Annotated in this window: 12 protein-coding genes; 10 read left to right on the forward strand and 2 right to left on the reverse strand. The window is 53.5% G+C overall.

Annotated elements, in window-relative coordinates:
• The first annotated feature begins 59 nt into the window (after positions 1-59).
• From rpsF to OR573_05265, 7 genes are all read left to right on the forward strand, one after another.
• A complete protein-coding gene (gene rpsF, locus OR573_05235; GenBank protein ID XGA81055.1) occupies positions 60-452 on the forward strand; it encodes a 30S ribosomal protein S6 in 393 nt (130 codons plus the stop codon).
• 32 nt (positions 453-484) lie between these two features.
• Positions 485-712 (forward strand): 30S ribosomal protein S18, encoded by a 228-nt coding sequence (rpsR, locus tag OR573_05240; protein ID XGA81056.1) that lies wholly within the window; start codon positions 485-487, stop codon positions 710-712.
• Positions 713-723: 11 nt separating this feature from the next.
• Positions 724-1575: a hypothetical protein gene (locus tag OR573_05245; protein XGA81057.1), complete on the forward strand. Its 852-nt coding sequence runs from the start codon at positions 724-726 to the stop codon at positions 1573-1575.
• Between the two features lie 15 nt (positions 1576-1590).
• Positions 1591-2037: a 50S ribosomal protein L9 gene (gene rplI / locus OR573_05250; protein XGA81058.1), complete on the forward strand. Its 447-nt coding sequence runs from the start codon at positions 1591-1593 to the stop codon at positions 2035-2037.
• 124 nt (positions 2038-2161) lie between these two features.
• Positions 2162-5065: a replicative DNA helicase gene (gene dnaB, locus OR573_05255; protein ID XGA81669.1), complete on the forward strand. Its 2904-nt coding sequence runs from the start codon at positions 2162-2164 to the stop codon at positions 5063-5065.
• A 77-nt stretch (positions 5066-5142) separates the two neighbouring features.
• Positions 5143-5436 (forward strand): hypothetical protein, encoded by a 294-nt coding sequence (locus OR573_05260; protein ID XGA81059.1) that lies wholly within the window; start codon positions 5143-5145, stop codon positions 5434-5436.
• 208 nt (positions 5437-5644) lie between these two features.
• Positions 5645-5947, forward strand: coding sequence for a DUF6482 family protein (locus tag OR573_05265; protein XGA81060.1), 303 nt, complete (start codon positions 5645-5647; stop codon positions 5945-5947).
• A 124-nt stretch (positions 5948-6071) separates the two neighbouring features.
• Here the strand turns inward: OR573_05265 and OR573_05270 are convergent, their stop codons facing one another.
• A complete protein-coding gene (locus OR573_05270) occupies positions 6072-6467 on the reverse strand; it encodes a DUF393 domain-containing protein (GenBank protein XGA81061.1) in 396 nt (131 codons plus the stop codon).
• 47 nt (positions 6468-6514) lie between these two features.
• Entirely contained in the window at positions 6515-8089 is a 1575-nt protein-coding gene (locus OR573_05275; GenBank protein ID XGA81062.1) for a cryptochrome/photolyase family protein, read from the reverse strand.
• A gap of 112 nt (positions 8090-8201) precedes the next feature.
• Here OR573_05275 and hemH point away from each other — a divergent pair, with 112 nt between their 5' ends.
• The 3 genes from hemH (at position 8202) to OR573_05290 (ending at position 12184) form a co-directional block, all read left to right on the forward strand.
• The gene (gene hemH, locus OR573_05280; protein XGA81063.1) at positions 8202-9275 is read left to right on the forward strand and encodes a ferrochelatase; all 1074 of its coding nucleotides are present in this window, start codon (positions 8202-8204) and stop codon (positions 9273-9275) included.
• Between the two features lie 157 nt (positions 9276-9432).
• Positions 9433-11760 carry a putative monovalent cation/H+ antiporter subunit A gene (locus tag OR573_05285; protein XGA81670.1) on the forward strand — a complete coding sequence of 776 codons (2328 nt, stop codon included), beginning with the start codon at positions 9433-9435 and terminating at the stop codon, positions 11758-11760.
• The gene (locus tag OR573_05290) at positions 11753-12184 is read left to right on the forward strand and encodes a Na+/H+ antiporter subunit B (protein ID XGA81064.1); all 432 of its coding nucleotides are present in this window, start codon (positions 11753-11755) and stop codon (positions 12182-12184) included. Before OR573_05285 ends, OR573_05290 begins: the two co-directional genes overlap by 8 nt.
• Positions 12185-12217: the final 33 nt, after the last annotated feature.

The following is a 12217-nucleotide window of genomic DNA, read 5'->3' on the forward strand; positions in this document are numbered from 1 at the left end:
CTGACGCTCCATGGCTATGCCAGGGCGCTGAGGAAGCTGCCAAACCGTAAGGAGATTTTATGCGCCATTATGAAATCGTGTTCATGGTCCATCCGGATCAGAGCGAGCAAGTGCCGGCCATGGTCGAGCGCTACACCAGTATCGTTGCTGAAAATGCGGGTACTGTGCATCGTCTTGAAGATTGGGGCCGTCGTCATCTGGCCTATCCGATCAACAAGATCCATAAAGCCCACTACGTTCTGATGAACGTTGAATGTAACGCTGAGACGCTCGAGGAAATCGAGAATATCTTCCGTTTCAACGATGCCATCATTCGTAGCATGGTCGTGCGTTGTAAAGAGGCCATCACTGAAGCCTCTCCGATGATGAAGCCGGTTGAAGAGAAGCGTCAACGTCGCGAAGAAAGACCGCGTACTGAAAACGAGTCTGAATCCGAATCTGAATCAGCCTGATCTATCCACCGCACGCATAAGGAGCTTTATCCATGGCACGTTTTTTCCGTCGTCGCAAGTTTTGCCGCTTCACTGCTGAAGGCGTCAAGCAGATCGACTACAAAGATCTTGACACGCTGAAGGCTTATATCACCGAAACTGGCAAGATCGTTCCGAGCCGTATCACCGGCACCAAAGCACGCTATCAGCGTCAGCTGGCATCCGCCGTTAAACGCGCGCGTTACCTGGCACTGCTGCCCTATACCGATAGTCACCAGTAAGCGGATACGTAATGCTGGCACTTGCCCGATGGTTAATGAAAGGCACGCCATACGCCGCCGGTGGAGCCGCTTTGGCCACACTGGTGCCGTGGCTGTTCTGGTTGGGTGTTGCCATTGCCGGACTAGTAACGCTCAGGAAGGGATTTGCGCCTGCGCTTCCCGTCATCATCGCAGCGGCAGTACCCTCTGGTTGGTGGTGGGTTCAGGGTGACGTCATCCCGTTGGCCAGCTTACTGCTTGTCACGTTGATGGCCGTCGTGCTGCGAGAGCGTATGCGTTGGGGGTTTGCCCTGATTGCTGGCACTGTCGTGGCATCCGCCATGGTGCAGTTAGGCATTTTCATCCCGCCGCAGGGCACCGAGCTGATGCTTGAGCAACTGCGCCAAGGCTCTGAAGAAGTGAATGGCATGCTCACTGAGCTGACCAACCAGGGTTACGATACTCAGACACTGGCCTCGCTGGTGGTGGGGAATGTAACAGGGTTGGTGGTATTGCTGGCCTCCATTGCCTGTCTGACCCTGGCGCGTAGCTGGCAAGCCGGGCTGTATAATCCTGGCGGGTTTCGGGCTGAGTTCCATGCTTTCAGGCTGACCCCGAAAGAGCTTTTAACGCTCTTCGCAATTGGCGTTGCGGGAATGCTGTTGGGTGTCTATGCACTGGCGATGCTGAGCTGGATTCCATTGCTGATAGCTGGCATTGCGTTGGTACACGGTGTTATTGGATTAAAGGGGATGAATGGGCTATGGCTGGTCGCTTTCTATGTATTGCTGATCACCACCTGGCCTACGATTCTTATTGTGCTGCTTCTAGGGTTGATGGATACATTCGCGAACGTTCGCGCCCGTCTTGCCCGCAGCAATTGACAAGAGGTTTACGAGATGGAAGTCATTCTGCTCGACAAAATTGGTAAGCTGGGCGGCCTTGGTGACAAAGTCACTGTTAAGCCTGGTTACGGTCGTAATTTCCTGGTGCCTTACGGTCATGCCGTGCCGGCCACCAAAGAAAACATCGCTGCTTTTGAAGCCCAGCGTGTAGAGCTGGAAGCCCAGGCCGCTGAGCGTAAGGCTGAAGCTGAAGCCCGCGCTGAGCAGCTTAACGACATCGAACTGTCGCTGGTTTCCAAGGCAGGCGATGAAGGCAAGCTGTTTGGTTCAATCGGCCCGCGTGATCTGGCAGACGCCATTTCCTCTGCCGGGATCGAAGTGGCCAAGAGTGAAGTGCGCATGCCACAGGGTCCGATTCGCCAGACCGGCGAATACGATATCGACCTGCACCTGCATGCAGAGGTAGATGCTACCGTTCGTGTTGTGGTAATGGCTGAGTAAGCTTGCTCGGTTAACCACCATGCGGTACATGAAGGGCGCGGGCAATCCCCGCGCCCTTTGCTGTTATAGTAAAAATGATAGTGGCTGGAAAACGTCCGTGGATGTGTGAGTTAAGGAGTGCATGATGCAGGATCCCGCCGATCAGGAAACGGCTGCTCTCAAGCTGCCGCCCCATTCACTGGAGGCTGAGCAGTCTGTTCTGGGTGGGCTGATGCTCGACAACCAGGCCTGGGATAACGTGTCGGATCGTCTGGTGTCTGATGATTTCTATCGCTATGAGCATCGTCTGGTGTTCAACGTCATGACGCATCTGGCAGAGGCTGGGCAACCACTGGATGTGGTGACATTATCCGAGGCGCTGGATGGTCGAGATCAGCTGGACACCGTCGGCGGTCTCGGGTTTCTTGCCGAGCTTGCACGCAACACGCCGTCAGCCAGCAATATTCGCGCTTATGCCGATATCGTCCGCGAGCGGGCTACCTTGCGTAAGCTGATTCGTGCGGCCAACCAGATTGCTGAGGGGGCGTTTGCTCCTCAGGGGCGGCCCGCAGATGAGTTGCTCAATGAGGCCGAACGGCTGGTTTTCCAGATCGCAGAAGAGCGGCCCAAGACTGGCGGCCCGATCGGGATGAGCGAACTGCTGACCAAGGCAGTCGATCGTATTGACGAACTGTTCAATATGAAAGGCCAGATGACAGGGCTCTCCTCGGGCTTTCGTGATCTTGATGACATGACCTCCGGTTTACAGCCCTCTGATCTGGTGATCATTGCCGGAAGGCCCTCGATGGGCAAATGTTTGATGAGTGGCTCGCGACTGGTAGACCCGGAGAGTGGCGCTTTGGTCACAATTGATGAGCTGGTAGCACGACAGCAGGCTTCTCTGCTGACGTTAACCAATGACTTCAAATTGAAGAAAACCTGCGCGTCAGCCTTCGTCGATGACGGTCTTAAACCGGTTTTTCGTGTCCGTACTGCAACGGGAAGGGAGGTTGCAACCACCCTGACGCATCCGTTTTTAACGGGAGAAGGTTGGCAGCCTCTGGGGAAAATTGATGTCGGCGAGCGTATAGCAGTACCGCGTGAAATCCCAGTGTTTGGCCATGAAGTAATGCCTGAATATCAGCTCAAGATCTTGGCTTATATGCTGGGCGACGGTGGCACAACCCAGACATGCCCGATGTTCACCAACAGCAATGAAGCATTACGTGCTGATTTCGCTGACGCAGTGGGGCATTTTCCCGGTGTGACATGTCGCTTGGTGGATAAGGCAGAAAGAAAGACTGAGCGAACGCCTACCTTAAGGGTGAGCCGAGATGCAACACGTTTATACTCTTTAAGAGGGCAGTTTTCACACGTATTACGTGAAAAGCTTCAGGCAAAGGGGATGACGGGTGAGGCACTAGCATCGGTGTTAAATGTGAGCAAGGCAGCGGTGAGCGGTTGGTGTAATGGGAAAATTGTGCCTGTGCAGCCAACCTTTATGCGTCTTTGCGAGACGCTGGATATACCGATTACTAGTGACTTCTCTGCGTCTGACTATTCCTCTGTGGGGAAAAATAGCCCTAACCCGGTTAGGCGCTTTCTTGACGTGCACGGCGTGTGGGCTAAAAAAGCCTTGTACAAGCAGGTGCCAGACTGCGTATTCCGCCTGCCTAAACAGCAACTGGCGCTATTCTTGAACCGTCTTTTTGCCTGTGATGGTAGCGCTTTTGTGCAGGCGAATGGTCAGGGGCGGATTAGCTATGCGTCATCGAGCCGTGAATTGATTCGTGGTGTGCAGCATTTGCTATTGCGTTTTGGTATTTTGAGCAAGATTCGTGAGAAGCAGAACCGCTATGTCAATCTGCGTCAGTCCCCCTGGGAGCTTGAGATTCTTGATCAAACAAGTCAAAAACGTTTCATTCAGGATGTCGGCATCTTCAGCAAAGAGCAGGCATTAGCAGAACTGAGCGCCTGTATTAACGCCAAGCGAATGCATAGTAACTGCGATAGTTTACCTAAATCGGTCAACCATTACGTGCTTGCAAAAAAAGGCGAACGTTCGTGGCGCATGCTATTCGAGAAATCCGGTAAAACGTTACCTGCTGGCTATAACCCGCATTTGTCGGGTTCTGGCGAACGCTGTTTATCACGTCATCGAGCCGCTGAGTTTGCCGATTTGCTAGACGCCGATAGGTATCTTGAAAGCCTGGCTTCATCTGATATCTATTGGGATGAAGTGGTCGCTATTGAGCCGCTTGGAATGCAGCAGGTATATGATCTGACAGTGGACGATACCCACAACTTTGTTGCAGAAGATATCTGTGTGCATAACACCACGTTCGCGATGAATCTGGTGGAGCATGCGGTGATCGCCAGCGACAAGCCGGTGATGGTGTTTTCCATGGAGATGCCCGCGGATTCCCTGATGCTCAGGATGCTGTCGTCACTTGGGCGAATTGATCAGACGCGGGTGCGTACCGGCCAGCTTGAGGATGAGGACTGGCCGCGTTTGACCTCGGCGGTCAACCTGCTTAAGGACAAACAACTGTTTATCGATGATACCGCCGCGCTTTCTCCTAATGAGATGCGCTCGCGTATTCGTCGCGTCGTGCGTGAGCACGGCAATATGGCGATGATCATGATCGACTATCTGCAGCTGATGCAGATACCAGGGTTCTCGGAAAACCGGACCGGTGAAATCTCGGAAATTTCCCGCTCGCTGAAAGGGCTTGCAAAGGAATTCAACTGCCCTGTGGTTGCTCTCTCGCAGCTTAACCGCTCTCTGGAGCAGCGTCCTAACAAGCGCCCGGTGATGTCGGATCTGCGCGAATCAGGCGCTATCGAGCAGGATGCCGACGTGATTGCCTTTGTTTACCGTGATGAGGTGTATAACCAGGATAACCCGGATAACCAGGGTCTGGCTGAGCTGATCATCGGCAAGCAGCGTAATGGGCCGATCGGGACGGTACATATGGCATTCATCGGCAAATATACGCGCTTTGAGGATCTGGCGCCGGATAGCTATGGCGAAGCCTTTGGTAGCTAGCTTGAGCTCTGGAAAGCAGCTCGTATAATATTACTTTACTTTTTAACCTATTGGTTGGTAAAACAGGAGAAGACGTAATGGCAGGTGGTTTCCGGCGTGGTAACAAACAGCGAACCCCCAAGCTGCAGGCGCGTGGCGAGTTGCAGTCGCTTGAACGGGAAGGGCCTTTCAAGGAATGGCTGGGTATGCCGGATCTCTATCGCTATTTTCTAGTGGTCGATGGCGAAAAATACAGCTACCAGACCGAAGATAGTGAAGTGCCGGTAAGCGTTGGTGATCAAGTAGTATTTCGCTATAAGGAAACCAAGGCGGGTAACTGGATTGACCGTAATTCACTGGGTAAAGCGATTGACCCGTCAGAATATCAATAAATCCAGGTAGGGCTACCCGTTGGGTAAATGTTTGACCATGAACGCTTTCGGCTTATAAATGTCATATATCTGACACATTCAGGCAACAGGATCTTCACGCGGCGTTGTTAGGCTGTCCTGCAGTTTTAAACCGTGCCCATGAGCCTGTTTCCTGTGGGTGAAAGATGAACGATAAAATCAAAAAAGATGATATACGAAAGAGGTATTTATGGAACTCAAGGAACTGAAGCAATTCGTGGCAGGCCACGATAACTTTGAAATCAGGGTAATTACCCATTCAGGTAGCCGCTTCTACCAGGTTGAACTGGAAGATGTAGAAGGAGAGCGACACATGCTGACCCGCCGAGCCAAGCCGATGCTGTTTCGTTCGCTGGATGATGTCTATCTTGAGCTTAAGCGCGCAGGCATCCATCGGGCTTATCTGGTGCAGCATGTGCCTCAGGATGAAGTCATTGGCCGTGATGCGCATTACAGTGCGCCGTTGACATCGCGTATGCCGCTGGTGTTTTAATCACGTCATTTTATTTTATTGGCTGAATACACAGCAGTGAATGCTTGTTCATTTCATTCAGCCAATGGTGGCCGTTAGTGCTATCAACCACCATCAAATCAACTAATCGTAACGTTCGTTGCCTTCATTTCTTTTTGCGTTTTTCCCACCAGTTGCCCAGCCTAACCCGGTAGCGGGCAAACAACCGATACCCAACATCCATCATGCCGCTTATGATCGGCAGACACGAAAACCTGACCAGGCGCTGATACCCCAGAACGGCATAAAGGGCACGACTGGCATCCATACCGATGTACCAGTGTCCCGCGTTATCCAGCACATGCAATTTTCCCATCATGGTGTCAAAAGAAGCGCCATATTCACCTTCCAGAAAATCGGCCTGCTGGATATCCACCAACTGAATGCGCTGGTGATGGCGATGCTTGGCGAGCCAGTCAACCTCAACGCGGCAGAAAGGGCAGTGGCCGTCGTAAAAGAGGATGACGGGCGCTTTAGCGTTCAGAGTATCTCGTTGGCTCATCGTGGCCTCGTGGTTAAGTAATTAAAAAGTGTGCTGTATGTCATCTGTCAGTCAGAATAGTAACCGGCGGTATGCGTCGGCTGGCCATAGCCGGGTGCTGACGACAGCTCGCTAAGAAACTGTTCTGCCTGTTCGCGCATGGCAGTGCGCTTTTCGTCCTTCATGCGGTCAAGGGATCCATAGATCAGCTTCATACGCGGATTGTGGTTTAACGCAGGTCGGTGAGTTTCCAGGAAGTGCCAGTAAAGGCTATTCAATGGGCAGGCCTTGGGGCCGGTCACCTGCTTGGGCGAATAGCGGCAGTGCTGGCAGTGATCAGACATCTTGTCGATATACTTGCCTGATGCACAGTAGGGCTTGGAGCCCATCAAGCCGCCGTCGGCATGCAGCACCATGCCCAGGGTATTGGGCAGTTCGACCCATTCACACGCGTCGGCATAAACCGCCAGATACCAGTCGCATAACGCTTCTGGCTTGACGCCGCACAGCAGGGCAAAGTTGCCTGTCACCATCAGGCGCTGGATATGGTGGGCATAGCTGTTATCAATGGTCATCTCGATTGCGCGTTTAAGACAGCGCATATCCGTCTTGCTATCCCAGAAAAACGCCGGTAGCTCGCGTTGGAAACCGAGGCCATTGCGGGTTTTATATTCCGGCATCTGCGTCCAGTACAGGCCGCGCACATACTCACGCCAGCCCAGCACTTGGCGAATAAAGCCCTCAGCGGCGTTGATTGGCGCCTGGCCTTCTAGATAAGCCTGTTCAACGGCGTGGCACACTTCCCGAGGGGACAGCAGGCCGATATTCAGAGCGACGGAAATCCGTGAGTGGAACAGGTAGGGTTCAGCGTCGCTGATCGCATCCTGGTAACGGCCAAAATCACTGAGGCGATAGCTGATAAAGTCATCCAGTTCTGTCAGTGCCTGCTGGCGGGTCACGGGCCAGTTAAAGTTATTGATGCATCCGATATGCTCTGGAAAGTGGCGAGCTGCTACGTCCAGTGCTTCCTGGGTGATGTCATCAATGTCGTGTTGGCGTTGTTGGGGTGGGGTAAAGGTGTCCGGTAAAGGTTCACGGTTATCATGATCAAAGTTCCATTGCCCGCCCACTGGCTTTTTATCGGCATCCATCAGCAAGCCAGAGCGCTTGCGCTGCTCGCGATAGAAGTATTCAAGACGCAACTGCTTGCGACCCTGTGCCCATTGGCCAAAATCATCCGGGGTGGTGAAAAAGCGGTCATCTTCCACCAGTTGCCAGGGGATAGCGCCGTTGGCACGAGACTGTATGGCTTCCCATAAGCGCCATTCGCCGGGGCGTACCACCAGGATATGGTCGCAGTGGTAGGCGAGGGCCAGTCGCTCGGCTTCATCAATCAATGAATGGGTGTTATCGGGGTCATCCAGTGCGCTGAGGTGAACCTGCCAGCCAGCCTCACGCAGCTGTTGGGCAAAATGTCGCATAGCGGCCAAAAAAAGCCCAATCTTGTGAATATGATGAGGCACATAGGAAGCTTCATCGGCGACTTCGCAGAGCGCAACGACGGCGTTATCAGGCGCCTGGCGTAGCGTGGGCAACGCAAGTGACAGCTGGTCACCGAGTACCAGTATCAGCGGCTTGGACATGAGTTTACCTACTATTATACAAATGATGTTGATAGTATAACTTCATGCCGCCTTTTGGCTAACAGTGTTACCATTCGGGTTAGAAAAATTCTTTTAGTTGCAGGAGACTGAAATGACAGAACAGGTAGAGATGGATCATCCCGGTGAAGGCCGTCTGGCCCATGCGGACAGCGACCACCCGCCGGTGGTGTCACATGCCAAGGTAGGCGTTGTGCTGGCGAATCTGGGCACTCCCGATGCCACTGATTACTGGTCCATGCGCCGCTACCTGAGTGAGTTTCTGTCAGACAAGAGGGTGGTCGATTATTCAAGCTGGCTGTGGCAGCCCTTATTGCAGGGAATCATCCTGTCAAAACGACCATTCAGTTCAGGCGAGGCGTACCGCAGCATTTGGAACACTGAAAAGAACGAAAGCCCGCTGCTGACCACAACCCGTGCACAGACCGATAAAATTCGCGAACGTCTGAAGGCATTGTACGGAGACGACGTAGAAGTAGATTTCTGCATGCGCTATGGCAATCCTTCAACGCGGAGCGTGCTGAACCGTCTTAAGGAAAGAGGCTGCGAGAAAATTGTTTTCTTCCCTCTTTACCCACAATACGGCGGGCCGACCACCGCCACGGCTAACGATCAGGCGTTTCGCGTACTGATGGAAATGAAATGGCAGCCATATATTCGTACCGTGCCTGCATACTTTGAGCACCCTGCCTACCTTGAAGCGCTGACCAACTCGGTCAAGGAAGCCTATGAAGGTCTGGAAACTCGCCCGACCAAGCTGGTGGCCAGCTACCACGGTGTGCCCAAGCGCTACCTGATGGAAGGCGACCCCTACCACTGCCAGTGCCAGAAGACCACACGCCTGATGCGAGAAAAACTCGGCTTCAGCAAGGAAGAAGTGGACACCGCCTTTCAATCCCAGTTCGGGCCTGAAAAGTGGGTAGGACCGCAGACCGTTGACCACGTAGCAGAGCTGGCCAAGCAGGGTCATAAACATATTGCCATTCTGTCACCGGCCTTCTCATCTGATTGCGTTGAAACCCTGGAAGAGATCCAGGAAGAAATCTATGAGAGCTTTATCGAAGCCGGAGGGGAAACGTTTACATACATTCCCTGTCTTAATGACCGTGATGATCACATTGAGGCGCTGCTGCAGGTAGTCAACAACGAATTGTCAGGTTGGTTGTAACCCCAGGTCGCGTTGATAAACCAGTTGAAAAAGCGGCGAGCCATGGTTCGCCGCTTTTTTTATGTATGGAGTTTTGTGTATAGAATAAAGTCGTAACTGTTATTCAAAAGCTGGATATTCAAATGGTGAGGGTGTTGTTCATAAGGAGAGCAGCTTGATACAGCTAACCGTTATAGCAGGGTTTATCCTGGCAGCATCGGTACCTTTGCTGCATCGTTGGTTCGGTGAACGTACCAGCCTGATACTTGCCCTCTATCCGGCGCTATTGGCCGTCTGGTTATTTGAGCAGATGCCAGAGGTGCTGGCGCAAGGCAATCTGCTTTTCGAGTGGCAATGGGTGCCGTCCCTGGGCATCAGCCTGACCTTCATGCTCGATGGCCTGGCGTTGCTGTTTGGCTTGCTGATCAGCGTGATTGGCGTTTTCGTGCTGATCTATGCGGGAGTCTATCTCAGGAATCATACAGATCTGCCGCGTTTTCATATTGCCCTGATGGCCTTCATGGTGTCGATGTTCGGGCTGGTGCTGGCAGATGATTTACTGACGCTGTTCATTTTCTGGGAGCTGACCAGCATTACGTCCTATTTGCTGATCGGCTTCAATCACGATGATCTGGAAGCGCGCAAGTCGGCTCGCCAGGGCTTGTTTGTAACCGTGGCAGGGGGCCTGGCGTTAATGGCTGGCCTGGTGCTGTTGGGCGTTGCCAGTGGTCACTGGTCGCTTTCAGAGATACGTGCTGATGATACCGACCTGCGTGAACACGCTCTGTATACGCCGCTTTTAATCTGTCTTCTGATCGGTGCCTTTACCAAGTCAGCCCAGTTTCCGTTTCACTTCTGGTTGCCTAATGCCATGGCGGCCCCTACGCCCGTATCGGCTTACCTGCATTCAGCCACTATGGTAAAGGCCGGCATCTATCTGTTGGCCCGCCTCCATCCTGAGCTTGGTGGCACTGCCCTGTGGGTGACCGTGCTTTCCGTTGTTGGTGGCCTGACCATGTTCACCGGCGCTTTTCTGGCCATCCGTTTTACCAATATCAAAAAGCTGCTGGCGTATTCAACCGTGATGGCGCTGGGTGCGCTGACCATGCTGTTGGGGATTGGTACGCCTGCCGCCATGGTGGCGTTTGTGGCCTTCCTAATGGCTCACTCGCTCTACAAGGGGTCTCTGTTCATGGTGGCAGGTGCCCTAGATCACTCCACCGGCACCAAGGACGTTACCGCCATGGGCGGGTTGCGCTCATTAATGCCGGTGACCAGTGTGATTGCGTTTTTTGCCGCTCTTTCCCTGGCAGGTGTGCCCCCGCTGCTGGGCTTTGTCGGTAAGGAGCTGATGTTTGAGGCGGCCTTGGGGGCCAACGCCTTCCATTTGCTGTTGGTGCTGCTGGCGTTTGCTTCTGCGATTCTTACCATCGCCGTGGCGGCCATCATTGCGTTGCGTCCTTTCTACGGGCCGCGCTTGATCACTCCTCGGGTGCCGCATGAAGCACCGCTGAGCATGCTGCTTGGCCCTGGAATACTGGCGTCACTTTCCCTGCTGCTGGGTGTTTTTCCAGGCGTTGCCTCGGAGTTGACGGCGGCAACGGTTACCTCACTGACAGGCCAGCCTTCAGACGCCTATCTTTCCTTGTGGCACGGTTTTAATCTGCCATTGTTGATGTCGATCATCAGCCTGGCGCTGGGTTTTGTGGTCTTCAAGCGCTGGGATCGCCTCAGGCCCAAGCTGGCACTGCTGGCCCCCTTGATGCGCTATGGGCCGGAAGCGGGTTACGAAGCGTTGATGGAAAATATTGCCCGGTTTTCCGTCTGGCAGACCAAGGTGCTGCAGAACGGCTATATGCGTAACTACATTCTGGTCATGTTGCTGACTCTGATTGGCCTGCTGGTCAATTCGATTCTGGTGCGCCATTCACCGCTTATCAGCTTTTCACTGGATGTGCGCTTTTACGAGGTGATGGTGGTGGGTACCCTGGCAATGGGGGCGCTGTTTGCCACCTTGACCCGTTCACGCCTGGGCGCTGTGGTCTCGGTGGGCATTATGGGGCTTTCGATTGCGCTGACGTTTATCTTTTTCAGCGCGCCGGATCTGGGCATCACCCAGCTATTGGTGGAAACCCTGACCGTGATGTTGCTGGTGCTGGTGCTGTTTCGTTTGCCGCGTTTTACCAGCTTTTCGACAACTCTGGAACGCGTCCGCGATGGCCTGATTGCCGGTGCCATGGGCGCACTTATCTGTCTGTTGATCCTGACCGCCTGGAGCATTGATCAATTTGCGCCCATCTCAGGGTATATGATCGAAAACAGCGCTCCTCTCGCCTATGGGCGCAATATCGTCAACGTCATCCTGGTGGATTATCGTGCCCTGGATACGCTGGGTGAAATGTTTGTGCTGGCGCTGGCGGCCATCGGGGTGATCGCCATGCTGAAGTTTGACCATAAAAGCAGCCAAGGCCCCCAGGCTGAGCGCAAGGAGCCCTACGATGGTTAAATCCGGCACGGTGATTCTCAATACTGCCGCGCGGTTTCTGATGCCGTTGCAGCTGTTATTTTCAGTCTTTCTGCTGCTGCGCGGTCATGATGAACCGGGCGGTGGCTTTATTGCTGGCCTGGTGGCTGCCGGGGCTTTCACGCTTTATATGTTTGCCTTCGGCGTGAGTGCAACGCGAGGCGTATTGCGCATGATAGACCCCCGAGACCTGATTGGCGTAGGGCTTTTATTGGGCATGGTCTCCATCGTGCCAGCCTGGTTTGTCGGTGAAGCTTTCATGACGGCGCAGTGGTGGACGATTCCCGTGGTTGATTTCAAGGCATCCACGCCGCTGATTTTTGACATTGGCGTTTATCTTGCTGTGCTGGGGGCTGTTACAGGTATGGTCATGTCGTTGATGGAGGTGGATAAAGATGAGCCATAACCGTCGCTGTATCCAGATGCCAAAAGGAGGCTC

The organism is Halomonas sp. CH40, assembly GCA_041875495.1.
In the GTDB taxonomy this organism is placed as follows: Bacteria; Pseudomonadota; Gammaproteobacteria; order Pseudomonadales; family Halomonadaceae; genus Vreelandella.

Coding starts and splice junctions, on each gene's coding strand:
- rplI (XGA81058.1), top strand. CDS start 1,591: ATGGAAGTCATTCTGCTCGACAAAATTGGTAAGCTGGGCGGCCTTGGT.
- OR573_05275 (XGA81062.1), bottom strand. CDS start 8,089: ATGTCCAAGCCGCTGATACTGGTACTCGGTGACCAGCTGTCACTTGCG.
- OR573_05260 (XGA81059.1), top strand. CDS start 5,143: ATGGCAGGTGGTTTCCGGCGTGGTAACAAACAGCGAACCCCCAAGCTG.
- OR573_05245 (XGA81057.1), top strand. CDS start 724: ATGCTGGCACTTGCCCGATGGTTAATGAAAGGCACGCCATACGCCGCC.
- rpsR (XGA81056.1), top strand. CDS start 485: ATGGCACGTTTTTTCCGTCGTCGCAAGTTTTGCCGCTTCACTGCTGAA.
- rpsF (XGA81055.1), top strand. CDS start 60: ATGCGCCATTATGAAATCGTGTTCATGGTCCATCCGGATCAGAGCGAG.
- hemH (XGA81063.1), top strand. CDS start 8,202: ATGACAGAACAGGTAGAGATGGATCATCCCGGTGAAGGCCGTCTGGCC.
- OR573_05265 (XGA81060.1), top strand. CDS start 5,645: ATGGAACTCAAGGAACTGAAGCAATTCGTGGCAGGCCACGATAACTTT.
- OR573_05290 (XGA81064.1), top strand. CDS start 11,753: ATGGTTAAATCCGGCACGGTGATTCTCAATACTGCCGCGCGGTTTCTG.
- dnaB (XGA81669.1), top strand. CDS start 2,162: ATGCAGGATCCCGCCGATCAGGAAACGGCTGCTCTCAAGCTGCCGCCC.
- OR573_05270 (XGA81061.1), bottom strand. CDS start 6,467: ATGAGCCAACGAGATACTCTGAACGCTAAAGCGCCCGTCATCCTCTTT.